This is a genomic window from uncultured Eudoraea sp., from assembly GCF_947258925.1.
GTDB lineage: Bacteria > Bacteroidota > Bacteroidia > Flavobacteriales > Flavobacteriaceae > Eudoraea.
This window is the reverse complement of sequence record NZ_CAMYKG010000007.1, coordinates 19,556-43,895: the sequence shown is the minus strand read 5'-3', so window position 1 is coordinate 43,895 and position 24,340 is coordinate 19,556. Positions and strand designations below refer to the sequence as shown.

Sequence of the window (24,340 nt, the reverse complement as noted above, 5' to 3'; positions counted from 1 at the left end):
AATATGAAAAGCAGAATTTTTATTTACTTATTTATTTTTACCGCTTTAATATCGCTCTACCTCTATGTAAGTGGTAGTGCTATGTTGGAGAATAGAGATTTGAAAATTAAGAACCTGGAGGCTGAAGTAAACGTTTTTCAAGATTCTATCCAAAAATTACAACTACAGGTTTTTGATATGCAATATTTTTCACTGCAGAACAATGATGATGCTTTGGCATATTATGATCACCTTGGAATGGCAGACCCTACACGCTATATTTCGGATAAACTTTTAGAAACTAATGAGCAAAAAGGGGATAATCCGTTAGTTCCTTATGAGGGAATGGAAAATGATTTTAAGATAAATAAGATTAAAATCCTGAATCATCAATGGATAATTACCGATTTTTCTGATGGTAAATATTGGGGAGAACTACTTTTAAAATATACGTTGAATGACGATATGAGTGTAGATTTTACGGTGATAGATCATCTTTTATATACCAGGAGTAATTAAATTTTGTCTTCAAGCCATTTTCTGAAGGAATAAAAGTTTTGAGGAGAAACACCATGACCTACGGGAAATTCTTCATATTTAAATTTAATACCTAACTTTTGCAATATATCAGTTGATTTATGAGCCCATTCAGGCGGAATTACCTGGTCAACCTGTCCGTGAGACGCATAAATATCCAGATTTTTATAATCCTTTTCAGCGAAATTGTCCTTTAAAACGTTCTCATCTATGTACCCACTTAAGGCCACAATATTTTTAATTTTTTCCGGGAATGAAAGTGCAACGGCATAGCTCAGTACCGTTCCCTGGCTAAACCCCAATAGTGTTACATTATCTTCGTCCAGATGATAGGCCTTGCATGCTTCATCTATGAAAGCTACAATTTTGTCTCTGGATGTAATTGCCTGTTCTACATTGCTCCATTTTCCAAATGATGCATCAAAATTAATGGCATACCAGGCATTTCCGAATGGGGGCAGGGGGTATGGTCCCCTGGCAGAAATAATAAAATAATCGGAAGGCAATTCAGAAGCAAAAGAGAATAAATCATTTTCATCACTACCATAACCATGGAATAGAAATATAACCGGCGGACGCCCATTCTTACTATTTGAAGGTTTTATAATGTGATATAGTGATAAGGGAACTGTTTCCATTCTATTGAATAAAGGTGAACCATTTTTGAAATGATGTTCCAAAGATCGGAACTGGTTGTTTTTTGTTGTTTAATGCGCCCAAAAGACCATACATCCAAAGGACAAAATAGAAGATATATAAGCCTATCCAAACATAAATATTAAACCATTCGCTCAGAAAAAGCGCACATCCCAAAAAGACCAAATGCAGGCCAAAAGCTTGCCTTGTATGGAACCTGGCGAAATCATGTTTAGGCTCTAAATTCATTGTTATTGCTATCAAAGACCCAATAATTGTGAAATACGCTATGATCGCCGTTGTTTTGCCCTTTGGTCCTGAATCTTCTCTCAAACCCTAAATTTTATTTATAAATCGTTTAGCAATTATTACATCAGACCAATACCTGATTGTTGGAAATTATTCCATAAACCTTACCTTTCATTTTTTGATCAAAGAACATACTGTTTTTTGAAGTAGAAGCACAGCTCTCTTTTGTTAAAACATACTCCGTCTCCGGATCAAATAAGCTAAGGTTGGCGAGAGAACCCTCTTCCAAGGTTACAGGACCTATTCCAAAACGATCTCTGCCTTTTGATAACAAGTTTACTGCCGTTTCAGTATCCAGTAATCTATTTAGTACACCAAATGCACTTTCAAGACCAATGGTGCCATAGGCAGCATAATCAAATTCTAACCTTTTTTCTTCTATATCTAAAGGCGTATGATCCGATGTCACAAAATCTATGGTGCCATCTTTAAGCCCTTTTAATAGTGCCGTTATATCTTTTCGAGTTCTTAGCGGTGGCAGGACCTTGTAATTACTATCAAAGTTGTCCAGAACATCATCAGTAAAAAGTAAATTATGTATTGCCACACTGCAACTTACATCCAGCCCTTTCTTTTTTGCCTCATTAATTAACCTAACTGATTTGGCAGTAGAAATTGTAGGGATATGGAGATATCCACCTGTGTATTCCAGTATAAAAAGGTCTCTTGCTATTTGAAGTTCTTCTGCCATGGAGGGAATTCCCTTTAAACCAACCCTTGTCGATGGAACTCCTTCATTTACAATTCCCTTACCCATTATTTGTTTATCTATCGGAAAGGAGTACACCAAACCCTTAAAATCCTGAGCATACTGTAAAGCGATTTTTAAGAGATTTGAATTTGAGACAGATTTTTTAAAATCGTAGAAACCGACAGCGCCGGCATTTTTCATATCGTAGAGCTCAGCGAGATTCTCACCTTCGCATTTCATGGTAAGAGTTCCTAATGGATGCAATCTCGTTGGATTTCCCCTGGAGGCATTTTTTAAAAATACAATGGCCCCGCTGCTGTCAGGCACGGGAAAGGTGTTTGGGTTAAGAACAATATCTGTAAATCCACTCCTGCCGGCTACCTGAAGGCCATTTGCAATGGTTTCTCTTTCCTCATATCCCGGTTCTCCAAAACTCACGCTGCTATCAAACCACCCTTTGGAGACATGAAGGTTTTTTAAGCTAAGGGTTTTAATTTTCTTTGCTGGATTAATCAGAGGAGCAATTTTTTCTATAATTCCATTGCTAATGAGAATATCACGCTTTTTAAAATGAAGTTTACTGTTGGTTTTATCAACTATCGTAGCAGATTTTAAAAGTATGTTCATTTAAATAATTTTTGAATAAGAACTTCGGCCAGCATGAAAAGTATAGTAAAAATAGTAAACCATTTCCATAGCTCGGTAACACTATTGTCTTTTTCCATGGTTGTAAAGACTTCCGTCAAATTGCTAAAGTTTGTGTTCGTACCTGGAGGATTTATACTGGAATATCCAAATTTACTTTCCGTTCTGGGATAGTTGAAACTTATATTTTGGATTTTTCGTTCATCTTCACTAATTGTAAAAACCCCATCAATATTTGGATTGTAGTTAAATTTCAACTCTGTTTTATCTAAAAAAGACTGCTGCTCAGGAATGAATTCATAGTCACCTTTATTTACTTTAAGGATTTTATCACTTCCTGTAGCTCCCTTCACGTCTATTGTGGTAACCTGTCCAATAGTATTATATAATTCAGTCGATTTCAGACTATTTGCGCCAATACTATAAAGTGTTGGAACAATAAGGGGCGAATTTTTAAAATTAGAATTAGAGCTATTAATTGCCGCCGTAAAGACGTAAATACCATCTCCTCCTGCAAGGAAACCCGATTGATCTTGAAAAGAGAGAATTGTAGGCGCTGTTGTTCTGGTCCTGAAATAGCTTGTTACCTTAGGATATTGAAAATTTGTAACCCTCTGGGCAAATACATTTGTATACAAAGGATGATCAAAACTTATTCCGGTAATATTGCGTTCTCCTTCAATTTTGTTTATCAGGGAAGTAGAGAAATAATTATGAAGTAAATTATTGTAGCTAGCTATATTTGCATCTATAGCAGGAATAATCAGTAGATGCCCACCTTTTCGGGTATAATCGGTTAAGGTATTACTTAGTGATACAGGAATAGACTTCAATTCATTTAATACGATCAGGTTTTGTGACTCCAGGGTGCTATAATTCAGGTTGTTGGGTTGCTCATTTGTATATATGAATTCATCTTCAGTATATATCCTTTTTAAAAATTGGCTGTCTGATTCGCTTATGGACAAAACTTTGATCTTCTCCTTTTGGTTAATATTAAAATACAACTGATTGTCATAAGTTAATCCCAGATCGGAAATCTCTAATTTTCCTACGATTACCTCATCAGAAGGTATAGTAAAAACGACATTTGATTTTTTGTTTTTATCAAAAGTTGCTGCTGTTTTGGCAATTAACTTATCATCATTGTATAATGAAACAGGGATATTTTCCAAATCTCCGGATGTGCTTAAATTCACAACAAGATCCTGTGTAGACGGATTTACCCGGGCAATAAATGCGGAATCCAATACGGAATTATCCGGCGTTTCCGGCATAACCTGCACTATAAAAGTCTGAACGCTGCCCAGGGAGTCAGATTCTCGGATCGTTTCTCTATTTTGAAAATCAGAGACCAGAACTAAGTATTTAATTGAATTATCATCCTCACTGAAGAAGTTTTGCCCTTTAAGAAATATATCCTTTATTTCTAATTGATCATGGGTGTATGAAAGCGTCAGAAGATCGTCACGAATATCAGCTATATTAAAATCGTTAAATACTTTATCATTTGTAAAAAGACTAAATGTATTTTCCTTTGGTAAGCCCTTCAATAGCCCTTGAACGGCATCTTGAAGCAGTGTGCCATTCTCCGTTTTCGCTTGCATGCTGAATGAATTATCCAGGTAGATAACAGTTTCTTTTGAGTAAATAGCCGCTTCTTTAGCTATATATGGCTGTGAAAAAGCAAGGATAAGACCGGAGAGTAAAAGCAGTCTGGTGAAAAGTAGTAACCATTTTTTTATAGTACTGCTTTTACGAGATTGGGCTACTACTTTATGTAAGAGTTTTACATTGGTAAAAGGTGTTTTCTTAAATCTCCGAAGTTGAAAGAGGTGAATTAAAATAGGAATCAGAAGCAGAAAAAAGGCCCAAAGGAGTTCCGGATATTTAAACAGCATTCCCAAATTTGATTTGACAAATATATAAAGTAATAAGAAGATAATACCTAGGAATTATGACAAAATTGTGAAGTAAAAGGAGTGGATTGAAAAAATGAAATTAATATTAAGAGGCAGTTTGCCTGTATGGCCATGGATTAAATGAATAAAGGTTTCAACAAAAGAAAAAATAATCCACCATGGCAGCTTGATTTAAATCTGATAAATAATTTACTATCATTTCCTGGGCCTCTCCATTTGCAACGGTAACTATGCTTTGGGGCATTTCCAGATGAAGAAGGTGATTAAAATGCTTCATTTCCACCCCATAAATATTTTTGCCAATTTTTTGCGGATTATCACATAACCAATAAAATGGGATATTTCTGTTTTTTAGATCTTTAGCAATACTTTTCCCTTTATTTCCGGCACCCCAAACAGCTAATGGTTTTGTGGGATCATGGTGAAGCTTAAGGAAGTAGTGTAGCTTTATATGCAAAAAATAATTCTGAGCATAGTGTTCGCTGGTTCTTGAGGTTCTCCAGTCATAGTCTCGCCATAAATGCAAGATATTTCTACACGGAATACATTTCAAACCTTGCTCATAAAACCGGAAGGTAAGGTCATAATCCTCGGGATATCTGTCGGAGTTAAAGGCACCAGATTCTTCTAAATCTTTTCTGAAAACCATCCAGCAAGGTGAAGGGATGACACATTCTTTATAAATCTCCGAATAGTTTGTTCCTTTTGCAGTCAGCTCATTGAGCCATTTTTCATAGCGTTCATAGCCATTACTTATTCCACGTTCCGAAAAATAACGAACGCCACCAACCGCTATATGCCCCTCGCCATACTTTTCCAGTGAAGAAACCATAATTTCCAATTTATTGGAAATCATAATATCATCAGAATCCATTCGTGTCAAGAAAGCACCTTTACTCAAAGAAAAAGCTTTTCGAAGTGCTGAAATTATACCTTTTCCATCGTTGGAATAGACCCGGAATCTGGGATCATAGGATGAATACTTATCAAGAATTGATCGACTACTATCTGTCGAGTGGTCATCCACGGCAATTACTTCCCAGTTTTGATAATTTTGAGCCAGAATTGAATCCAGGCACTCCGGCAGGAAATCGGCAGTGTTTTTAAATGGGATTAATACGCTAATTAAATGATTCTCCATATAAGGGGAGATTTTGCAGTTCTATTCATTTCATGATTTCAAGAGAGTCATCCCAAATCGCGGTAGTTCCGGTTTTTGCTGATATTTTAGCCAGCTCGAGGATTTTCATAACAATAGCGTTGTTTTCAACACTGGAAAGCGAAAATGGAGGCAGGTCATAACCATTATGTATTATCTGTTTTAATAAAGTGAATGGATCATTCCTAGCTTCAGGCAAAGGATTTGCTTTTAGTTCAACACTTTGCTTTTTCCCTTTTTCCTGAATTTCCATGTCCTCACTATTTTTGCAATAAATATAACCGGCCTGTCCATAAACCTTCATGTCCTTCACGCTAAGGGGCCAATTCCATGAAGCTTGTATAATGACCTGCGATCGGGGATAGGTGAGGATAATAGTGGCCTCATCCTCCACCTTGGGATACAATTCCGGTTTTATTTGTTGTACCGTACAGGCGACACTTATTGGTTCAATTCCTTTCATTAACCAGGTTGCAAGGTTGGCACCGTAACATCCAAAATCCGTTAAGGCCCCACCACCGTTCAAAACCGGATCCGTCAACCATTCCAGAAACTCCGGATTACAGCCAATCTCTATCGGTCCCTGATGCCCTGTTCGGAATACAATTTTTCTAATCTCACCAATTTTATCGTAATTATATATATCATTAAATGCTGCATAATTACTTGGATACCAGGAAGTTTCATAATTTGTTAATAAAAATATTTTATGTTTTTCGGCTAATTCAATCATCCTTTTGGCATGATCCCAACTCACTGCAAGGGGTTTTTCCACCATAACATGGATACCTTTAGGGGCACAATATTCTACAACTCTTAAGTGATCATATATTGTGTTAAATGCTGTCACCGCTTCAGGATTGGTATTCTGAATCATTTCTTCCATTGAATTGAAGACTAAATTCATGGAATACCCATGCTGTTTGGAATATCTAAGAGCAAGTTCTCTGTTGGGTTCAACGATCCCCACAATTTCTATGTCTCCCCGATCGGCTCTTCCTAATATCCAATGTACATGCGTGTGCACTAAGCCTATTACACCCACTCTGAGGGGTTTGGAAATTCCACTTTCCTTGGATTGAAGGACAGGCTTATAATCCAAACTATGTGCATTGGTTTTTTGCATTAGTAAGAGTGAAGAAATGGTATAAATGGCAATTATAATAATATGTTTTTTCATAGTTATTTAAACAAGGTCTGGTTTTCTGTTTCCATGAGTAAGAATTACTTGTACAAATTTAAATTAAGAGCCTTTTAAAGCTTTTGCAATGGCCTGTTCTGCGAGAGGGGCCATTAGTTCATATCCTTTTTTATTCGGATGTACCCCATCGCTCCCTAATTCTTTCTTCAAACCATTTTTACCATCGGTCATCGCGGAAAAATAGTCGAGATAAACAAAACCTTTACTGTTGGCATAGTCCTTAATAATTTTATTGAGTGCAGGAATTTTTTTATTGGGCATAAGTCCTTTGCGCCATGGATAATCATAAGCAGGCAATACAGAACACAGCACTACTTTTATGCCATTTGCTTCCGCCAACTCTGCCATATTCATAAGATTATCTGCAATCATTTGCAGGGTAGAAGGTCCGGTATTACCGGCAATATCATTTGTTCCTGCCAGAATTACCACCACCTTTGGCTTCAAATCAATCACATCTTGTCTAAACCGTACCAGCATTTGTGGGGTTGTCTGGCCACTAATTCCCCTATTGACATAGGGTTTGCCTTCAAAAAATCCCGGCTTATGATGAGACCAACCTATAGTGATGGAATTCCCCATAAAAACAACGCGGTTTTCATTGGTTTTAGGCTCCAATAACTCTTGATTGGCCACTTTAAAGTGTTTAAGATCTGCCCAGTCCTGAGCGTTTAAAGAGGAAGCAATAATAAGGATACAAAGGATGAAAATACGTTTTAGATGAAACAGGATCATAATGGCAAGATTTATTTTATTTTGAAAAGATACAAAATGTCCAAAACATTATTAATCCGGGGATATGCCTTCTGAAGCAGGAATTAGGCACAAAAAAACCCTGCATCTTTATAAAGGAAGCAGGGTTCTATTTTCTTAGAATGACGGGTTACTCACATTGTATATCGTCTCCGTTACTATCCCAGCAATGCCATTCTTCATCCTCAAAATAATCAAAGGCCCTTACTCTGCCCACAAAGGTTTCTCTGCTCCATTCAATCCTTACATCACTAAAAGCCTCTCTGTTCCTGTCATAGGTATATGCATTGAAATAGGCATCCAGATCTCCATCCTGAAGACCATATTCCAGATAGCTGTCTTTGAACACATCGTCATTTTCCTGTTCATCCAATTCCCTTACCCAGGTATATCGGATATTACCAATTTCGTCATTAGTCCGTTCCCAGTCAATTCTTAACATAGCTTCAGGCATTTCCGGGCTTTGATTCAATAACCAATAACCACTATTTCCATCCATGGAAGAACTTCCCGTAAACCATAAAAACTCTTCAAATGCACCAATACCCATTTTGGTAATATACATTTCCCATAAAACTTCTTCACCGGTTACGGTTCCTGTAAGTCGTGCTGTGTATTCACTCGTAAAGCCATCGACACTGTAAATCCACTGCCAGGTATTTTCCCCCAGGTTTTCTGGAGATTGTGAAAATGCAGCCTTAAATGAAGCTACAGGTACGGCTAAGGTGTTGAAAAGTGCAGAATTCCAAACACCGACAACAATTTGAGAAAAAAACCAATTTCCATTGGGAGCTTTGTTATCGTATACTAAAGAAGCAGATTTTCCGGAATCCGGATTGTCAGCAAAATCTCCAAAATCTATAACCATAGATTCATAAAGGGGAAGTGCGAGTTCATTTGCTGCTTCGGCACTATCATCTGAATTGTCACAAGAAGTTGTAAAAACAAGGACAAAAACCATCAACAGGCCATATAATTTCCAATTTTTCATAAGATCAAAAATTTGTTTATTAATTAAAATGATATGTACTCCTAACGCTTTGGATCTGATAAAAGTGTATAAAAATTGGTTGTTTGTCGAATAAAAAAAACAAAAAATCCGGTCTTTTAAGTACTTACATGCTGTGTATTCTAAATTAATCTGAGTACATGCAGAACAAGTAGTGCTTTTAAAAATTAGAAAATGGTAGAGTATGACAGGTGTCCTATATCAATATTTTGCGGACTTTCCATTCATATCGGTCTTTTTAATGAAGGATCTAATATCGTTATTGGCCTTTTCCAAATCCTCTTTGCGCAAGTACATCATATGACCGCTGCGATAGCCCTTAAAGTCAAATCGATCTTTCATACGACCACTCGGATCTATTTGCCACATCGTGTATTTTGCATTAAAATAGGTAGTAGCCCCATCGTAGTATCCAGACTGTACTAATACGTGCAGATATGGGTTTTGTGCCATGGCCTGCCTCAAATTATCTCGTGTATTGTCCTCTTTATTATCCCAGGGACGTACGGGTCCAAACATATTATACTTAATATCTGTTTTAAATTTAAGTTCTTCTTGCAGGTAATAATTAATTGCAGGAGTGAAACTATGTAACCAGGAGGTGATTTCAGAGTTATAGTCGGGTTCACTACCTGCAATTTCTTTATCCAATCCCAGGTAACGGCTATCTAGTCTGCCAATAGTATAACCACTGCTGTTTCTCAATAATCCTTTCCAGAAATAAGAAGTAGGAACCACTAGGTTATGATCTAAAATTTCTTTTTTAGTGAGTCCTGAATAGTATGCCATTTTTTCTGCTACAGAATTTTTCTCAGCTTCCGTAATAAACCCGCCTTTTGAAATGGCAGGAATAAGTGTATTAATTGTAAAAGCCTCTGATTCGGGCAAAATATCCAATAGATCCTTTTGTTGCAGATCGCTCGATAACGCTTTTTGATACCACGCCGCTGCCGTATAATAGGGTAAATTCAGTGAATTGCTAACGGGTCCATCCTCGCGAATAACCTTGTAATCTGCCGGTGAAACCATTATAACACCATTCAAATACATCCATTGCTGGTTTTGAAGTTCAAGGGCTAAACCCATAACTCTTGTGCCACCGTAGCTTTCACCAATAATATATTTCGGAGAACGCCATCTGTTATTTCGGGTCACAAAAGTGTTGAGCCATTCTGCCAGATATTTTATATCTGCATTGATGCCAAAAAATTTGCTTCGGTCTACTTCTTCGCCACTTTCTGGTATAGTTCGCGAATAACCTGTATTTGCCGGGTTAACATATACTATATCGGTTACATCCAGTATAGAATAAGGGTTTTGCTTTACGCCGTAAGGCTGGACCGGATATCCTTCGTCATCAATTTTTAAGATGCGAGGTCCTGTATAGGCCAAATGCATCCAAACGGAGCCGGAACCTGGCCCCCCATTAAAGGAAATCAATAAGGGCCTGTTTGCACGATCTTTTATATTGTTTCTCGTATAATAGGTGTAGTGTAAAGATGCGATGGGTTCTCCCGAATCATTCCAAACCGGTTGTGTTCCCGTTTTTGCAGTATATGTAAATGAAGTTCCGTTAACGCTTACACTATGTTGACTGGTCACTGCCGTGTCTATAGGTAATTTGCGGTTCTGAGATAGTGAAATACTGCAACATAATAATAAACCGGAAAGAAAGAAAAATTTATTCATATGAGATTCGTTTTAGAAAACCCTAAAATATGCAATTTGACCGATAATTAAGCCTATCATTTATATTATGGTAAAAAAAGAATACAAATATGTTTGTTATATTTAAACGAGGCAGGAATATTTAAGGTTTAACTAGAAAATTCACTGAACATGAAAAATATATCCAGAAGGACTTTTAATAATACATTATCACGTGGAATTGGAGGAGCGGCTATTCTCAGTGCTATGCCATTGGCTTGTGCAATGGGTGGACAAAAGCAACAAAAGAAAAAATTAGGGGTAGCTTTGGTTGGATTAGGAAGCTATAGTACATACCAGTTGGCACCTTCTTTAGTGGATTGTGAACTATGTTATTTAGCGGGGATAGTAACCGGAACCCCTGAAAAAGAAAAGATATGGCAAGAGAAATACAATATTCCCGCTGCCAATATTTATAATTATGAAAATTTTGATAGTATCTCATCTAATGATGATATAGACATTGTTTATGTAGTCCTTCCCAACGCTATGCATGCCGATTTCTCAATCAGGGCAGCAAAAGCCGGAAAACATGTAATTTGTGAAAAACCAATGGCTGTAAGTGTGGAAGAATGCGATGCCATTATCAATGCTTGTAAAGAAGCAAATGTTAAGTTAAGTGTGGGATACAGACTTCATTCGGAACCTTACACCCGTGAAATTAAGCGATTGGTAAAGGATAAGACTTTTGGGAACGTGCAATACATTTCTGCCGAAGCGGCCTATAGATCTATGGGTAACCCGGAACAATGGCGTTTGAATAAAGCACTTTCGGGAGGTGGCGCGTTGATGAATATGGGAGTGTATGCGATCCAAAGTGCAATTTATGGTACAGGAATGAATCCAACATCCGTTACTGCCCAGGAGTTTAGCTCCAGGCCCGAATATTTTAAGGATACGGATGAGACAATTACTGCACAATTGGAATTTCAAGGTGGAGCCTTCGGTAATATCATGACGTCACACAATACAAATGTGAATAGAATGTATGCCTCATGTGACAAGGGATGGTTTGAATTAAACCCGGCCAGTTCTTACGGGCCTTTGGCAGGAACTACTTCCCAGGGCGCGCTAAATTTCCCTCATGAACGCCAGCAAAAATTACAGATGGATGATTTTGCAAACCATATTTTAAATGATAGCCCTAATGTAGCTCCCGGAGAAATGGGTAAGAGGGATATGATAATAGTTGAAGCCATTTATGAATCCATAGCCAAAGGGAATTCAAAAATTGAATTAAATTTGGGTTCTTTGGGCTTATAAATTAGACATTTAAGTAGGTGGTAAAACATTGTTGTCTCTTCTATTAAATAGGTTTGTTTAAATTACGCATTAATTTATAGCATTCTTAACCTTATTTAGCTGAATAAAGGTTCATCCTCTCGGTCACGAATTAACCAGGCTTTGGCATTTTCTAAGGAATCAAATGTGCGTATTAATGCAAGTCTATTCGTGGCTACTTTTTGTAAAAATCTATTGTGGTTTTCACCATCCCAGATCAAAGCAACTTTAAAATGATCTTTCAATACACTTGCAATTTTCTCACCAAGAAAAAATAATTCAACCAGAGGGATATCGCTTTTGAAAACCGGAGAGACATTTACAATGATCTTATTCCTTTTTTCTTTTATGCATTCATTCCTTATAATCTTAGGATACTTTATAAAATCTGTATAGGAATATTTACCCGATATAGTCATTATCAGGATATTTTTTTCTTTTTCAACGGAGTAAAGGCTACTCATACGGTCCTTAATAATGCGGAAAGGTTGTTTAGGCAGAAATAAGGCGTATAAAACTCAATAGACTTAAAGATAAGAAATTATTTACAATTATTCACGGAAATACTGATGTGCCTATAAATATAAGAGTTTGGTCCGTTCAGTTAGATTTAACTTTCTAGAACTTTTCAAATACGCCCAGGCCAAAAAGCGCAAAATCGTATTTAACAGGATCTTGGGGATCCATTTTTCTAAGGGAAGAGTCAAGCTCATTTACGGCCCTGGCGTCATTTTGTTTCCGATGTAATAAACCGAGTTTTCTGGCTACATTACCCGAATGGACATCCAGCGGGCAGGATAATATTGAAGGGGAGATAGATTTCCAAAGGCCAAAATCTACATGAGTACTTTTATCACGAACCATCCACCGCAGGAACATATTTATGCGTTTGGCTGCCGAACCCTTGTTTGGATCAGAAATATGCTTTGTAGTTCTTTTCGGATGAGGGATTTCAAAAAAAAGGTGTTTAAAGCTTGAAATTGCAGGCTGCGTGGAAAATTGGGTACAGTGGTCGCTAAATACGGCTTCCAAACCACCGTGTTGTAAATAGATATTTTTCAAGGCCTTTATAAAATATTCCAGGTCTATACCATTAAATGTACGGTGAACAAAAGGCTTTAAATGCGCCAGTTCCGATTCCTTATGGGAAAGGACAAAATTATAGGGATCATTATCTAATAACTCCATTAAATGAAGGGCGTTCGCAATAATACTTTTTCGGTTGCCCCAGGCAATAGTTGCGGTAAGAAATGCACTAACCTCTATATCTTCTTTTTTATTAAACAAATGCGGAATCTGAATGGGATCTGTTTCAAGAAATTCCCGACTGTTATATTGAATAACCTTTGCATCCAAAAAGTCTTTTAATTCAATTAGATTCATGGATGTATCATTTTCGGAAGACTTATAAGGAGTGGGGGTAGAACTAGAATAAAATTGTGAGCTGCATGTAACATAATTGACCACTTTAGGGCTAATTTAACCCTAATAAACCCAAGGAATATACCGCTAAATAGCTGAGGTAAAACTAAAAAAGGGATTATCCAAACAGGAGGGATTCTTTCAAAATTAAATATATGAACAAAGCCAAACAACAAAAATGAAATATAATAAGCGTATTTAAAGTAGCGGGGATTCTTAAACAAGGCCAAAGGAGCCCTAAAAATAAATTCTTCAATAATAGGAGCCAGGATTACCACCAGAAATAACAGCTTGTGGAGTGGAAAGTCTTCAAAGGCTTTTTGGGCAGCATGCTGCCCCAGGTCAATTTCCAATCCAAAAACCAGTAATGCTGCAAAAACCCCTGCTGCCAGGCTGAATACAATATTTAATTTAAGAAGTTGGATAAATACGTGCTTCCTATACGTTACATCGGTGTTCGGGTCCTGGCGATTGATGGGATTTTTTAAAAATTCCCAGACTTTATTCAACATATTAGTCTATAATATGACCGTCAATCATTGTAAGTTTTCTGTCCGCCATATCAGCTAGTTCCTCATTGTGTGTGACAATGACAAAAGTCTGACCAAATTCATCCCTTAATTGAAAAAAGAGGTGGTGCAGTTTATCGGCACTTTCTGAATCCAGATTACCACTTGGCTCGTCTGCCAGAATTATAGAAGGATTATTTATCAATGCCCTTGCAACGGCAACGCGCTGTTGTTCCCCGCCGGATAATTCATTGGGTCGGTGCTGCATACGCTGAGAAAGTCCAAGAAAACTCAATAATTCCTTTGCTCTGGTTTCGGCCTCTACTTTGGGTGTCCTTTTTATAAAAGCCGGAATACAAACATTTTCTATAGCTGAAAACTCCGGTAATAATTGATGGAATTGAAAAATAAAACCAATATGAGTGTTCCTGAAAGAAGCGAGTGCTTTATCTTTTAAATTGGTAATGTCTATACCATTAATTTGCAATTCACTTTCCTTTTTGTTCGAATGGCTATCCAAGGTACCTAAAATTTGCAGCAAGGTCGTTTTTCCTGCCCCCGAAGGGCCTACAATAGAAACTACTTCACCGGCATCAATGCTAAGATCTACCCCCTTTAAAACCTGAAGTTCCCCAAAATATTTTTGGATATTGGTAGCCGTAATCATCTGTAAAATTTTAGGTTGTGAAAGTAAACAATACACCTAACACTTCAAAATGTATAAAATAATGTGTTTCCGGTTATAGTAAGTGTATTTTAAAAAGTATTTCCTTGTTTTTTTGAACTTTATGAAGTAGAATCCTTTTCTTTGAAAGAATTTTATAACCCATTTGATAATACCTGTTTAACATGTCATCGTACCACAATCTAGAAGAATATAATATAGAGGTTACCAATGAAATAAAAGAACGATTTTCCGGAATAATTAAGGAAATTGGTGAACAGGCTGACCGTGAAGGCTTAGTCAAAACCCCTGAAAGAGCTGCAAAAGCAATGCTTTTTCTAACCCAGGGGTATAAACAGGATGCATCAGCTATACTTAAGAGCGCAATGTTTAATGAATCCTATAATGAGATGGTAATTATTAAGGATATTGAATTATACTCTCTTTGTGAGCATCATATCTTACCTTTTTTTGGTAAAGCACACATAGCTTATATCCCTGACGGAAAGATTGTAGGGTTGAGCAAACTTCCCAGGATTGTAGATGTATTTGCTCGCAGGTTGCAGGTTCAGGAGCGTCTCACAGAGCAGATTCTCGATTGTATAAATGAAAACCTACAGCCTCAGGGGGTGGCAGTTGTGATAGAAGCAGCCCATATGTGTATGATGATGCGGGGTATTCAAAAACAAAATTCGGTCACAACGACATCGGGGTTCAGAGGATCTTTCGAAAAAGAAGAAACCCGAAATGAGTTTTTAAAATTAATCAGTTCGGATTTATCTTAAGTTTTTGGTTAAGGATTAGTCGGTTTCACGTGATACATATTTATGGCCATACAGAAAAAATATAAGAAGCTACTAATAGGTTTACTGTTTGATGGTATTGGTATGCTTTCCTTTATGATACCCGGAGTAGGTGAATTTTCTGACCTTATCTGGGCTCCTATTGCAGGTTGGTTAATGACAAGAATGTATAAAGGAAATCCCGGTAAAATTGCAGGGGTTATTGCTTTTATTGAAGAAATAGTACCGGGATTGGACATCATTCCTTCGTTTACGCTGATGTGGTTATATACTTATATTATTCAAAAGGATAAAACCGTAATTATTGAGGATAACCAGGGTTTAATATAACTCCCAACTACCCTTTAACCTTTTCAAGTTGACTATTGGATTCTTCGGAGGTAACCTCACCGATAAGGGCGTTTAGGGCGCTTCCTTGTAAATAAAAAATATGAAGAATAGTAATGTGAAGCATGTACTGGTTTTAAAACTGTAGGGATAGTCAAAAAAACTATTAACACCAATGCAATTAATGAATGGGATATTTTTTATCAGGCTTCATTTTGGTGCAAAACAATCAAATAAAGCCATTAAGATTATTTAAATAGGAAGCCTAAGCCGATCCGGTCTAACATTTTCTTCTCAAAGTTCCAGAAAAACTTGAACTGTCCGAAAAGCCAGCCAAACAATACCAACAGTATTTGGTAGAATGGGAAAATCAAAACTATTCTCAGCGTCCAGTAGATCCAGGAACCCCACCAGGCATCAGGAAAATTTCCCTGTTCCAGCCCTACCCAATTAAGGAATGGTTTAGCAACATATACCGAAGCGGAACCTGTAACAGAAAATACGATAAGTATTATAATAAGCTGAAAAGTGGATTTAATACCCCAGCGTTTTTTAAGTTTATCCATAATAAAAAAATCCGCGCAAAGATATTCATTTAATTCTAGGAACGAATGGTCCGAGGCGTTGATTATATTTACGCTGAAAATAAAGAAAATAATTATAAAGTTTGTAGTTCACATCATATCCGTAATCAATATTGGGATAATAATTGATCTGCAACTCATATAAATTTGGATTGTAGTTATAAGGATCCAGAACGCGCTGATTCCAATTCATAACATAGATCCTGTTTCTATTTTCCATAAATTTCTGGGTATAATATCCTTTTGGCTGGGCCATAGTCTGAAGCCAGGTTGCAAAACCTACCTCCATTATTATGATATCAAACTGTAAACTATCATTATGTATGGCAACGGTGTCTAATTCAGTATTATTGAATACTTCCTTTTCTTCCTTAGAAATTTCCAGGGCCTTTTTAGATCCGGAACACTGGATGATTAGTATTCCGAAAATCAAAACAAATATGCCTTTAATTATTTTACTCAAAACAATAGGGTTGTCTTATTAGTAATAAAGTACAAAAAAACCATTTGCTAAAACAAATGGTTTTGTTAATTAATGACTAAAAAATGAGCTTACTTTCCAAAAAGGCCACCAAGCATTCCACCGAGGCCACCTTTCTTTTTGGAACCGCCCATAACCATGCCAGCAACATCATCAAGTATGCTGCCATCTCCATCAGCATCCAAAAGGGTAGTGAGCAGACTCTGGTTTTGTTCGGGCTGCCCCCCCAGCATATTCCCCAAAAGACTATTCATCCCGTTGGCATCACTGACCTTATTTTGAGCAGTCTGTTTGGCTAAAACACCCATCACTATAGGCGCTGCAATTTTCAAAATGTTGGCTATTGAAGCGGGATCCATTCCGGAGCGCTGACTCAACGCATTCTCAACATTGGATTGATTATTGCCAAATACGTGACCTAAAATACCCGCTCCATCATCCATAACCGATTTATCTATACCTCCTTCAAATAAACCTCCCAGATTATCAAGGATACTTCCATCATGTTTAGATGACAAGGCGTTCATCAATCCTTGTGCACCCTCCGGTTTGGATACATTTTTTTTCATTGCTCCCAATAGCAATGGCATAGCCATACTCAGAACATCAGCTGTTTTATTTTCGGCTTGCCCTGTTTGACCTGCTACGCCGCTTATGACTTGTTTCCCCATGGGACTGTTTAATAAATCTAATAATCCTTCCATTATTTTAGTATTTTAATACATTTCAGGGGAATGTACAAAATCTTATTCTGCCAGAAGAAAAGTGTTTCAAATAAATTGAACAAAACCCGGAAAGTTAAATTCTGTAGGAAAGAATCTTAAATTTCGATAATTTGATCGCCGCAAATCGGATACCCTATCAGAGACTTTTTTTTGCCTTTGCCGTATTACGGCCAAAATATTTCGCAGAGTTATTAGTTATCTTTGGGCATGACGTATTTGGAACTTCCACCTCAGCCATATCTTTATATTTCATATTTACGTGTAGGGAAGCTCTTGTATTGGTCTATGTTACTATTCATTCTGGAATCATGGTTCTATTGGTATAAATTTGAGTACGCTTTAGAAAACTATTCGCTGATATGGGTTGCTTTTTGGTTTAGTTGTTTCCTATTTTCATTTGTGCATATTTTCCTGTTAATAATGGATGGATGGTCAAGATTTCAGAATTATAAAAGAGCCAAAGATCTTTTTTTTGTTCATGGCTTTAGTTCTAAGGTCGCAGATATGTACTTAGGTTCAAAGTGTCAGCGCAATGCCGCAATAGTAGCCGCAGAAGAGTTAGGCTATAAGCATGAAATAACAACTTATTTTCGATCAAAAGGAGTAAAATGGTTTCATTATTTCCCCTATTTCATGATTCATGATCCACTATTTTTGTTTAAAAATTACTTTTGGGAGAGAACCTTTCTTGAAAAGTCCTATATAGCTAAATTTGACTATAAACGATTACAACTGGAACGAGCGATATGATACTTGAAGCCGGGAATATCTCCAAATCCTTTGGTGCTTTGGAAGTTCTGAAAAACCTGGACCTTGAATGCCACAAGGGTAAAATCTATGGCCTAATTGGGGTTAATGGTGCCGGAAAAACCACTTTATTCTGTATTTTGCTCGGACTTATTAAACAGGATAAAGGAACTGTAGACATTTATTCCCAAAGCATTAAACCCATTGGAGGTATTGTTGAGAAACCTGCCTTATATGAATATCTGTCTGCTTATGGAAATTTAAAAGTTTTTGCCCGGATTCAGGGTTTAAAACTTACCCAAGAACTTTACTTCCAATGCATGCAACAGGTTGGACTTTCACCTGGCAGGAAAGATGCTGTAAGAAATTATTCTATGGGGATGGAACAAGGTCTTGGCAGGCTCCAATACAATGATATTCTTCTCAGTGGTCAGTTTAACGTTTGCAGTAATTTTAAAGGATGCTACGAAGACCTGCATCGTTATTTTAAAAGTGTAATTATCTGATCTGCCAATTCAAGTCCTATGCGGTTTTGCGCTTCAGCGGTGGCTGCACCAATATGAGGGGTTAAAGAGATCTTAGAGTGCATGAGAATTTTTATTTCAGGGGTCGGTTCAGATTCAAAAGTATCAAGGCCTGCGAAAGCGATCTTACCACTTTCAAGACCTTCAATAAGGGCAACTTCATCAATTACACCACCCCTCGCGGCATTTACTATTCCAACTCCGTCTTTCATTAAATCAAATTCCCGCTTTCCAATTATATATTCTTTTTGGGCAGGAACATGCACAGTTATAAATTCAGCATTCTTTAATACTTCATCTTTGGTTTTGCTCTCAAAATTAAAACTTACCGATTGGCCATCAAAAAATGGAACTTTAATAGTAGCCGAATCTATAAACGGATCATGAAATATAACATTCATACCTATCCCAATAGCTATCTTGGCCGTTGCCTGTCCTATTCGGCCAAATCCGAGAATCCCGAGGGTTTTACCTCTTAATTCAACACCTTTGGCATAAGATTTTTTTAATTTTTTAAAACTACTTTCCCCTTCCAGTGGCATGTTTCTGTTGGCGTCATATAAAAACCGAACGCCACCAAATAAATGTGCAAAAACCAATTCAGCAACGGATTCTGAGGAAGCTGCCGGAGTATTAATTACATGCAGGCCTTTTTCTTTGGCATATGCTACATCAATATTATCCATTCCAACACCACCTCTGCCTATAAGTTTTAATGAAGGACAATTATCAATAATATCCTTACGCACCTGAGTGGCACTTCTTACCAGGATTCCGGTTATTTCATTTTTATTGATATAATCTACGAGTTGTTCCTGTGCAACCGTTGTTGTAATTACCTCAAAACCGGCTTTTTCCAGGGCTGAAATTCCATTTTCTGATATGCCATCGTTAGCAAGTATTTTCATTCTATGATATTATATGATTAACTATTTATTTACCTATATTATTTTCCGGTACGAATCTATCCTTTCCTCTCAAGATCACTCATAACATCTACCAGGACTCCTACGCTTTCCAGGGGAAGTGCATTATACATTGATGCCCTGTAACCACCTACGGATCTATGGCCATTTAATCCATTAATTCCCGCCTCTTTCCACATTTCATCAAAAGAATCTTTGAGGGATTCATCAGCCAAGGTAAATGTAGCATTCATGTTTGAGCGATCTTCCTTCTTGGCAAACCCATTAAACAGTGGATTAAGATCAATTTCAGAGTAAATAAGATTTGCCTTTTTTTCATTTATTTCTTCGATAGCAGCTATTCCCCCCAAATCTTTTAACCATTGAAGTGTAAGCATGGAAACATATACCGCAAATACAGAGGGAGTATTGTACATGCTGTCTTTGCTTAAATGAACCTGATAATCCAGCATAGATGGTATTTGTCTTGAAACCTGTCCGAGGATATCATCTTTTATTATGACAAGTGTAGTGCCGGCCGGACCCATATTTTTTTGAGCTCCGGCGTAGATAACATCAAATTTGGAAAAATCCATTTGCCTGGAAAAAATGTCAGAACTCATATCGCAAATTAAAGGAACATTGGTATTGGGAAATTCCTTTATCTGTGTGCCGAAAATAGTATTATTCGAAGTAAGATGCAGGTAATCCATATCCTTGGGAACGACATACCCTCTGGGGATATAGTTGAAATTTTTATCTTTCGAAGAAGCCACTTCTATTACTTCGCCAAATAGTTTTGCTTCTTTTATTGCCTTAGTACTCCAGGTACCAGTATTAATGTAACCCGCTTTGTTTTCCAAAAAATTAGAAGCTACCATAAGGAATTCGAGACTTGCGCCTCCCTGAAGATATAATGCCTTGTATCCTTTACCTTCCAAGCCAAGGAGTTCTAGTGCCAGTGACCGTGCTTTTTCCATAATGGCAACAAACTCCTTACTGCGGTGCGAAATCTCAATAAGGGAAAGTCCAATACCATCCAATTCAACTACCGCTTCGGATGCTTTTTGCATTACTTCTTTTGGCAATATACAGGGGCCTGCACTAAAATTATGTTTTTTCATCTTTGACTTATTTTTTGAGCTCCTAAAGGTCCTAAATTATACCGAATAACTAAGCAGTTATACAGATTTTTTCTATTATGTTTTTAACAGGAATTCAACAGTATCTATGCCATCCGCATAATCCCATAATTCTGGTTTTTGCGTTTTTCCAAAGGGCAAAGAATTTTCAATCATATCTCCGCCAACTATGCACTGTATCATGTCTGCATCCTGAAGTAGCCTTTTTTTTAAATCTTCTTCTGAAGCATAAGTCTCGTAAAAAGCTGTGCCAATTGGTGACGCATATCGCTCATCTTCTTTAAGTAAGAAGAATCCATTGTCAAGGAACAGGAATTCACTCATTAAATATACCGCCTTATTGTAATCATAGTTATTGGAATACTTATTTTGTTCACTCAAACTTTGATACGGTTCTATGCTCTTGAAAAAACTGTCGAAACTATAATTTTCCGGCACGTATAATTTGGAAACATTCCTGCAGCCCAAACCATAATAACGGAATATATCTTCTCCCAGGGCAGCAAGCTGATCTTCCGTTTCCATACCGTTTAGGACGGCAACAGAATTCCTGTTTTTCCTTATGATATTTGGCTTATTACCAAAGTAATAGTCAAAATAACGGGCAGTATTATTGCTACCTGTTGCTATAACCACCTCAAAATCTGTTAATCGACCCTCAGTGAAATTAATTTCTGAACTAAGGTCGGGCTCAATATGTGTCAAATAATTTGCGATAAAGGGTAAGAGTATAGTGTCATTGGAAGAACACTTTGCCAATACCCGGTTTCCACTAATTATGACCGCAATAAAATCATGAAACCCAACAAGAGGAATATTACCTGCCATTATTATTGCAACAGTTTTATGATTATTCTGTTGCAGGGGATATGGTTTTAACCACTTGGTAAGTTTTGGTTCTGTTAGTTGCTCTGCCCAATTATTAATTGCAAACTTTACCTGTTCCTTTGTAAACCAGCCATTTTTGTGCCCGGCTATTACAATGGCTTCGTCAAATTTTGAATGCCATTCGCTCTCCCGATCTACAGCTTTAGAATTTGAATTGGAAGCAGTGGAATTACTATGTTCCCTGAGAAAGTCTCCAAGTTTAACAAAAGCATTAATTCGTTTATCCAGTGCGGCCATTATATTTGTCCATTAGTGTTTTAGGATTTACCTTTGCGCAAAAATATACATGCTGATAGATTGTACCAACAATCATAGCAAGTAATTGCTTATTAAAAGAAAAAGAAATTATGGCTATTATTATTACAGACGAATGCATAAATTGTGGTGCTTGTGAGCCTGAATGCCCCAATACAGCGATATATGAGGGTGCGGATGAATGGCGATACAAGGATGGAACCTCACTTAAAGGAGATGTTGTGTTGCCAAATGGTGTGGAAGTAAACGCCGATGAAGTGCAGGAACCAATCAGTGATGAAATTTACTATATAGCACCTGATAAATGTACGGAATGTATGGGTTTCCATGAGGAACCACAATGTGCTGCTGTGTGTCCCGTAGACTGCTGTGTACCAGATGAGGACAGGGTTGAGACTGAAGAAGAGTTGCTTGCCAAGCAAGGTTTTATGCACCCGGAGTAGTGTACACTATTGTGGATTATTCTCAATCATTTTAGAGGCTATTTCTTTTAAGAATTTAGCACAGACCATTCCCGTCATATCGTTAATATCCCGGGTCGGATTGTATTCAACGATATCAGCCCCTGGTATGGGAACAGGTATTGATTGAATGATAGAAAGTACTTCTCGCGTACTTAATCCGCCTGGTTCATAATGAGAAACACCGGGTGCATAAGCCGGATCCAGGGCATCCATATCCAATGAAATATAAACCGGATTATTTAATTCTAAAGATTCCAATTTATGTAAGCCGTTCATTTCAATTACTTCAACACCAAATTTTTTGGCTTGTTCACGTTGATGTTTTGAAAATGTCCTAATGCCAATCTGAATCAACCTGTTGACTAATTTTTCTTCCATAATTCTTGCAAACGGACAAGCGTGGGAATATGGATCCCCTTCAAAACTATCGTAGAGGTCTGCATGTGCATCAATATGAATAACATCCACGGTTCCGTGGACCTTCTGGAACGCTTTTATCACCGGATAAGAAATTGAATGATCACCTCCTAAAGTCAATATGGAATTTTTACCATTAATATTTTTAGAAGTGATTTCTTCAATATCGAAATACGAACTTATTTGAAAGTCTCCTTTATCATCGAATATATCAGGTGCTATTTCCAAGCCATTTTCTGCAAAATAATTTGCTGAAGGGCTCCTGTAGTGCTCCCTTATTTTTTGTGGTGCAAGCGCCGGTCCTTTTAAAAAAGAGGACTTATCGTCGTACATAATCCCCTGAAGGATAATTTTATTCATAATAGGAATTTTAATTATTCTAAATATACAGGTAAAAACTATATTTGCACCCAAATTATGGCATACCTGGAGCTGAGGGTCGGGATGTTTCAAAGTTAGAATAGATGAAAGCAGGGATAGTAGGATTGCCAAATGTGGGTAAATCAACTCTTTTTAATTGTTTGTCCAATGCAAAAGCACAAAGTGCCAATTTTCCGTTTTGTACAATTGAACCCAATATTGGGGTGGTTAATGTTCCGGATCCGAGGTTAGAAAAATTGGAAGAATTGGTAAAACCGGAAAGGGTAATACCGGCTACGGTGGAGATTGTTGATATTGCCGGACTTGTAAAAGGAGCCAGCAAGGGAGAAGGTTTAGGAAATCAGTTTTTAGGAAATATTCGTGAAACAGATGCTATATTACACGTTCTGCGTTGTTTTGATAATGATAATGTAGTTCATGTTGATGGTTCTATAGATCCTATCAGGGATAAGGAAACCATAGATATGGAATTGCAGTTAAAAGACCTAGAAACGACAGAAAAAAAGCTAGACAAGGTAAATAGAGCGGCCCGAACCGGTAATAAGGAGGCTCAGAAAGAAGCTGCCGTATTGCAGAGTGTAAAGGAGGGTCTTGAAGCTGGGAAATCGGTACGTGCTTTGACTTTTGACAAAGATGACAGGAATGATTTCATAAAGCCCCTACAGTTCATTACAGATAAACCAGTGCTTTACATCTGTAATGTAGATGAGGCTTCCGCAGTTTCCGGAAATGCCTATGTAGAGCAGGTAAGAAGTGCTACTTCTGAAGAGAATGCTGAGGTTATAGTCCTCGCTGTGGGTACCGAAGCCGATATTACAGAACTGGACACTTACGAAGAAAGACAAATGTTCCTGGAAGACCTGGGATTGACAGAGGCCGGTTCAGCCAAAATGATCAGGGCTGCCTATTCGTTGCTCCACCTTCAAACTTATTTTACTGCCGGCGAAAAAGAAGTCAGGGCCTGGACTATTAAGGTTGGTTCAACGGCACCTCAGGCCGCAGGGGTAATTCACACAGATTTTGAAAAAGGATTTATAAGAGCTGAAGTCATCTCATACAGCGATTACATTGCTTACGGTAGCGAGGCGAAGGTTAAGGAGGCTGGAAAAATGCGTGTTGAAGGAAAAGACTATGTTGTTAAGGATGGTGATGTAATGCATTTTAGGTTTAACGTTTAAAAGAACACCCCTTTATGCTGCCATTCTTAGGAGTATATATTGCCACTATCAACAATACGGGGTATTTTATTGTTAATTACTTTCTGTTGTGCCCA

General features: G+C 37.4%; 28 protein-coding genes. 8 read left to right on the top strand and 20 right to left on the bottom strand.

Annotated features, from left to right (window positions below; genetic code table 11):
• The first annotated feature begins 3 nt into the window (after nucleotides 1-3).
• Nucleotides 4-498, top strand: a complete 495-nt coding sequence (locus tag Q0X77_RS03760; protein WP_297793209.1) for a hydrolase — start codon at nucleotides 4-6, stop codon at nucleotides 496-498.
• Here Q0X77_RS03760 and Q0X77_RS03755 read toward each other — a convergent pair.
• The 9 genes from Q0X77_RS03755 to Q0X77_RS03715 form a co-directional block, all read right to left on the bottom strand.
• Nucleotides 495-1,154 carry an alpha/beta fold hydrolase gene (locus Q0X77_RS03755; protein WP_297793206.1) on the bottom strand — a complete coding sequence of 220 codons (660 nt, stop codon included), beginning with the start codon at nucleotides 1,152-1,154 and terminating at the stop codon, nucleotides 495-497. The two genes, Q0X77_RS03760 and Q0X77_RS03755, sit on opposite strands and share 4 nt — an antisense overlap.
• A gap of 1 nt (nucleotide 1,155) precedes the next feature.
• A complete protein-coding gene (locus Q0X77_RS03750; RefSeq protein ID WP_297793203.1) occupies nucleotides 1,156-1,485 on the bottom strand; it encodes a hypothetical protein in 330 nt (109 codons plus the stop codon).
• A gap of 40 nt (nucleotides 1,486-1,525) precedes the next feature.
• On the bottom strand, nucleotides 1,526-2,779 hold the full coding sequence (locus Q0X77_RS03745; protein ID WP_297793200.1) for a dihydroorotase family protein: 1,254 nt from the start codon (nucleotides 2,777-2,779) through the stop codon (nucleotides 1,526-1,528).
• Nucleotides 2,776-4,698: a BatA domain-containing protein gene (locus tag Q0X77_RS03740; RefSeq protein ID WP_297793198.1), complete on the bottom strand. Its 1,923-nt coding sequence runs from the start codon at nucleotides 4,696-4,698 to the stop codon at nucleotides 2,776-2,778. Before Q0X77_RS03740 ends, Q0X77_RS03745 begins: the two co-directional genes overlap by 4 nt.
• Nucleotides 4,699-4,852: 154 nt before the next feature.
• Nucleotides 4,853-5,860: a glycosyltransferase gene (locus tag Q0X77_RS03735; protein ID WP_297793195.1), complete on the bottom strand. Its 1,008-nt coding sequence runs from the start codon at nucleotides 5,858-5,860 to the stop codon at nucleotides 4,853-4,855.
• 25 nt (nucleotides 5,861-5,885) lie between these two features.
• Complete coding sequence (locus Q0X77_RS03730; protein ID WP_297793193.1) at nucleotides 5,886-7,058, bottom strand: Gfo/Idh/MocA family oxidoreductase; 1,173 nt, start codon at nucleotides 7,056-7,058, stop codon at nucleotides 5,886-5,888.
• A 63-nt stretch (nucleotides 7,059-7,121) separates the two neighbouring features.
• Entirely contained in the window at nucleotides 7,122-7,814 is a 693-nt protein-coding gene (locus tag Q0X77_RS03725) for an SGNH/GDSL hydrolase family protein (RefSeq protein ID WP_297793191.1), read from the bottom strand.
• Between the two features lie 148 nt (nucleotides 7,815-7,962).
• Nucleotides 7,963-8,823, bottom strand: a complete 861-nt coding sequence (locus tag Q0X77_RS03720; RefSeq protein WP_297793188.1) for a hypothetical protein — start codon at nucleotides 8,821-8,823, stop codon at nucleotides 7,963-7,965.
• Nucleotides 8,824-9,042: 219 nt separating this feature from the next.
• Nucleotides 9,043-10,530: a carboxypeptidase gene (locus Q0X77_RS03715; RefSeq protein ID WP_297793185.1), complete on the bottom strand. Its 1,488-nt coding sequence runs from the start codon at nucleotides 10,528-10,530 to the stop codon at nucleotides 9,043-9,045.
• A gap of 150 nt (nucleotides 10,531-10,680) precedes the next feature.
• On the opposite strand from Q0X77_RS03715, the gene Q0X77_RS03710 reads away from it, so the two are divergent.
• A complete protein-coding gene (locus Q0X77_RS03710) occupies nucleotides 10,681-11,811 on the top strand; it encodes a Gfo/Idh/MocA family oxidoreductase (protein ID WP_297793182.1) in 1,131 nt (376 codons plus the stop codon).
• Nucleotides 11,812-11,906: 95 nt separating this feature from the next.
• On the opposite strand, the gene Q0X77_RS03705 is transcribed toward Q0X77_RS03710, so the two are convergent.
• The 4 genes from Q0X77_RS03705 to Q0X77_RS03690 all read right to left on the bottom strand — a co-directional run bounded on the left by Q0X77_RS03705 (nucleotide 11,907) and on the right by Q0X77_RS03690 (nucleotide 14,427).
• Nucleotides 11,907-12,293 (bottom strand): hypothetical protein, encoded by a 387-nt coding sequence (locus tag Q0X77_RS03705; protein WP_297793178.1) that lies wholly within the window; start codon nucleotides 12,291-12,293, stop codon nucleotides 11,907-11,909.
• Between the two features lie 154 nt (nucleotides 12,294-12,447).
• Complete coding sequence (locus tag Q0X77_RS03700) at nucleotides 12,448-13,212, bottom strand: TIGR02757 family protein (RefSeq protein ID WP_297793175.1); 765 nt, start codon at nucleotides 13,210-13,212, stop codon at nucleotides 12,448-12,450.
• Entirely contained in the window at nucleotides 13,209-13,763 is a 555-nt protein-coding gene (locus tag Q0X77_RS03695; RefSeq protein ID WP_297793172.1) for a CPBP family intramembrane glutamic endopeptidase, read from the bottom strand. The genes Q0X77_RS03700 and Q0X77_RS03695 overlap by 4 nt, the downstream gene beginning before the upstream one ends.
• Nucleotide 13,764: 1 nt before the next feature.
• Nucleotides 13,765-14,427 (bottom strand): ABC transporter ATP-binding protein, encoded by a 663-nt coding sequence (locus tag Q0X77_RS03690; RefSeq protein WP_297793170.1) that lies wholly within the window; start codon nucleotides 14,425-14,427, stop codon nucleotides 13,765-13,767.
• A gap of 182 nt (nucleotides 14,428-14,609) precedes the next feature.
• Here Q0X77_RS03690 and folE point away from each other — a divergent pair, with 182 nt between their 5' ends.
• Together folE and Q0X77_RS03680 are read left to right on the top strand one after the other, a co-directional pair.
• The gene (gene folE, locus Q0X77_RS03685; RefSeq protein ID WP_297793169.1) at nucleotides 14,610-15,209 is read left to right on the top strand and encodes a GTP cyclohydrolase I FolE; all 600 of its coding nucleotides are present in this window, start codon (nucleotides 14,610-14,612) and stop codon (nucleotides 15,207-15,209) included.
• Between the two features lie 42 nt (nucleotides 15,210-15,251).
• Complete coding sequence (locus tag Q0X77_RS03680; protein WP_297793165.1) at nucleotides 15,252-15,557, top strand: hypothetical protein; 306 nt, start codon at nucleotides 15,252-15,254, stop codon at nucleotides 15,555-15,557.
• Nucleotides 15,558-15,802: 245 nt separating this feature from the next.
• Here the strand turns inward: Q0X77_RS03680 and Q0X77_RS03675 are convergent, their stop codons facing one another.
• The 3 genes from Q0X77_RS03675 to Q0X77_RS03665 form a co-directional block, all read right to left on the bottom strand.
• Nucleotides 15,803-16,120 carry a DUF6787 family protein gene (locus Q0X77_RS03675; protein ID WP_297793161.1) on the bottom strand — a complete coding sequence of 106 codons (318 nt, stop codon included), beginning with the start codon at nucleotides 16,118-16,120 and terminating at the stop codon, nucleotides 15,803-15,805.
• Between the two features lie 25 nt (nucleotides 16,121-16,145).
• A complete protein-coding gene (locus Q0X77_RS03670; protein WP_297793158.1) occupies nucleotides 16,146-16,601 on the bottom strand; it encodes a DUF6146 family protein in 456 nt (151 codons plus the stop codon).
• 89 nt (nucleotides 16,602-16,690) lie between these two features.
• Nucleotides 16,691-17,323, bottom strand: a complete 633-nt coding sequence (locus Q0X77_RS03665) for a DUF937 domain-containing protein (protein WP_297793155.1) — start codon at nucleotides 17,321-17,323, stop codon at nucleotides 16,691-16,693.
• A gap of 228 nt (nucleotides 17,324-17,551) precedes the next feature.
• On the opposite strand from Q0X77_RS03665, the gene Q0X77_RS03660 reads away from it, so the two are divergent.
• Both Q0X77_RS03660 and Q0X77_RS03655 read left to right on the top strand, forming a co-directional pair.
• Entirely contained in the window at nucleotides 17,552-18,094 is a 543-nt protein-coding gene (locus tag Q0X77_RS03660) for a hypothetical protein (RefSeq protein WP_297793152.1), read from the top strand.
• The gene (locus Q0X77_RS03655; RefSeq protein WP_297793150.1) at nucleotides 18,091-18,597 is read left to right on the top strand and encodes an ATP-binding cassette domain-containing protein; all 507 of its coding nucleotides are present in this window, start codon (nucleotides 18,091-18,093) and stop codon (nucleotides 18,595-18,597) included. The genes Q0X77_RS03660 and Q0X77_RS03655 overlap by 4 nt, the downstream gene beginning before the upstream one ends.
• Here Q0X77_RS03655 and Q0X77_RS03650 read toward each other — a convergent pair.
• The 3 genes from Q0X77_RS03650 to Q0X77_RS03640 form a co-directional block, all read right to left on the bottom strand.
• Entirely contained in the window at nucleotides 18,573-19,523 is a 951-nt protein-coding gene (locus Q0X77_RS03650; RefSeq protein ID WP_297793147.1) for a D-2-hydroxyacid dehydrogenase, read from the bottom strand. The genes Q0X77_RS03655 and Q0X77_RS03650 overlap by 25 nt on opposite strands.
• Before the next feature lie 56 nt (nucleotides 19,524-19,579).
• Nucleotides 19,580-20,644, bottom strand: coding sequence for a 3-phosphoserine/phosphohydroxythreonine transaminase (serC, locus tag Q0X77_RS03645; protein ID WP_297793144.1), 1,065 nt, complete (start codon nucleotides 20,642-20,644; stop codon nucleotides 19,580-19,582).
• Nucleotides 20,645-20,719: 75 nt separating this feature from the next.
• On the bottom strand, nucleotides 20,720-21,787 hold the full coding sequence (locus Q0X77_RS03640) for an acyl-CoA reductase (RefSeq protein WP_297793142.1): 1,068 nt from the start codon (nucleotides 21,785-21,787) through the stop codon (nucleotides 20,720-20,722).
• Between the two features lie 110 nt (nucleotides 21,788-21,897).
• On the opposite strand from Q0X77_RS03640, the gene Q0X77_RS03635 reads away from it, so the two are divergent.
• Entirely contained in the window at nucleotides 21,898-22,248 is a 351-nt protein-coding gene (locus Q0X77_RS03635; protein ID WP_297793139.1) for a 4Fe-4S dicluster domain-containing protein, read from the top strand.
• A gap of 6 nt (nucleotides 22,249-22,254) precedes the next feature.
• Here the strand turns inward: Q0X77_RS03635 and speB are convergent, their stop codons facing one another.
• Nucleotides 22,255-23,046 (bottom strand): agmatinase, encoded by a 792-nt coding sequence (gene speB / locus Q0X77_RS03630; RefSeq protein ID WP_297793136.1) that lies wholly within the window; start codon nucleotides 23,044-23,046, stop codon nucleotides 22,255-22,257.
• Between the two features lie 104 nt (nucleotides 23,047-23,150).
• On the opposite strand from speB, the gene ychF reads away from it, so the two are divergent.
• Nucleotides 23,151-24,245, top strand: a complete 1,095-nt coding sequence (ychF, locus tag Q0X77_RS03625) for a redox-regulated ATPase YchF (RefSeq protein WP_297793133.1) — start codon at nucleotides 23,151-23,153, stop codon at nucleotides 24,243-24,245.
• Nucleotides 24,246-24,340 lie beyond the last annotated feature (95 nt).

Bases quoted from the DNA above. Each gene is read 5' to 3' on its own strand.
- Q0X77_RS03760 (WP_297793209.1), top strand. From the start codon at position 4: ATGAAAAGCAGAATTTTTATTTACTTATTTATTTTTACCGCTTTAATA.
- Q0X77_RS03755 (WP_297793206.1), bottom strand. From the start codon at position 1,154: ATGGAAACAGTTCCCTTATCACTATATCACATTATAAAACCTTCAAAT.
- Q0X77_RS03745 (WP_297793200.1), bottom strand. From the start codon at position 2,779: ATGAACATACTTTTAAAATCTGCTACGATAGTTGATAAAACCAACAGT.
- Q0X77_RS03740 (WP_297793198.1), bottom strand. From the start codon at position 4,698: ATGCTGTTTAAATATCCGGAACTCCTTTGGGCCTTTTTTCTGCTTCTG.
- Q0X77_RS03735 (WP_297793195.1), bottom strand. From the start codon at position 5,860: ATGGAGAATCATTTAATTAGCGTATTAATCCCATTTAAAAACACTGCC.
- Q0X77_RS03730 (WP_297793193.1), bottom strand. From the start codon at position 7,058: ATGAAAAAACATATTATTATAATTGCCATTTATACCATTTCTTCACTC.
- Q0X77_RS03725 (WP_297793191.1), bottom strand. From the start codon at position 7,814: ATGATCCTGTTTCATCTAAAACGTATTTTCATCCTTTGTATCCTTATT.
- Q0X77_RS03720 (WP_297793188.1), bottom strand. From the start codon at position 8,823: ATGAAAAATTGGAAATTATATGGCCTGTTGATGGTTTTTGTCCTTGTT.
- Q0X77_RS03715 (WP_297793185.1), bottom strand. From the start codon at position 10,530: ATGAATAAATTTTTCTTTCTTTCCGGTTTATTATTATGTTGCAGTATT.
- Q0X77_RS03710 (WP_297793182.1), top strand. From the start codon at position 10,681: ATGAAAAATATATCCAGAAGGACTTTTAATAATACATTATCACGTGGA.
- Q0X77_RS03705 (WP_297793178.1), bottom strand. From the start codon at position 12,293: ATGAGTAGCCTTTACTCCGTTGAAAAAGAAAAAAATATCCTGATAATG.
- Q0X77_RS03700 (WP_297793175.1), bottom strand. From the start codon at position 13,212: ATGAATCTAATTGAATTAAAAGACTTTTTGGATGCAAAGGTTATTCAA.
- Q0X77_RS03695 (WP_297793172.1), bottom strand. From the start codon at position 13,763: ATGTTGAATAAAGTCTGGGAATTTTTAAAAAATCCCATCAATCGCCAG.
- Q0X77_RS03690 (WP_297793170.1), bottom strand. From the start codon at position 14,427: ATGATTACGGCTACCAATATCCAAAAATATTTTGGGGAACTTCAGGTT.
- folE (WP_297793169.1), top strand. From the start codon at position 14,610: ATGTCATCGTACCACAATCTAGAAGAATATAATATAGAGGTTACCAAT.
- Q0X77_RS03680 (WP_297793165.1), top strand. From the start codon at position 15,252: ATGGCCATACAGAAAAAATATAAGAAGCTACTAATAGGTTTACTGTTT.
- Q0X77_RS03675 (WP_297793161.1), bottom strand. From the start codon at position 16,120: ATGGATAAACTTAAAAAACGCTGGGGTATTAAATCCACTTTTCAGCTT.
- Q0X77_RS03665 (WP_297793155.1), bottom strand. From the start codon at position 17,323: ATGGAAGGATTATTAGATTTATTAAACAGTCCCATGGGGAAACAAGTC.
- Q0X77_RS03660 (WP_297793152.1), top strand. From the start codon at position 17,552: ATGACGTATTTGGAACTTCCACCTCAGCCATATCTTTATATTTCATAT.
- Q0X77_RS03655 (WP_297793150.1), top strand. From the start codon at position 18,091: ATGATACTTGAAGCCGGGAATATCTCCAAATCCTTTGGTGCTTTGGAA.
- Q0X77_RS03650 (WP_297793147.1), bottom strand. From the start codon at position 19,523: ATGAAAATACTTGCTAACGATGGCATATCAGAAAATGGAATTTCAGCC.
- serC (WP_297793144.1), bottom strand. From the start codon at position 20,644: ATGAAAAAACATAATTTTAGTGCAGGCCCCTGTATATTGCCAAAAGAA.
- Q0X77_RS03640 (WP_297793142.1), bottom strand. From the start codon at position 21,787: ATGGCCGCACTGGATAAACGAATTAATGCTTTTGTTAAACTTGGAGAC.
- Q0X77_RS03635 (WP_297793139.1), top strand. From the start codon at position 21,898: ATGGCTATTATTATTACAGACGAATGCATAAATTGTGGTGCTTGTGAG.
- speB (WP_297793136.1), bottom strand. From the start codon at position 23,046: ATGAATAAAATTATCCTTCAGGGGATTATGTACGACGATAAGTCCTCT.
- ychF (WP_297793133.1), top strand. From the start codon at position 23,151: ATGAAAGCAGGGATAGTAGGATTGCCAAATGTGGGTAAATCAACTCTT.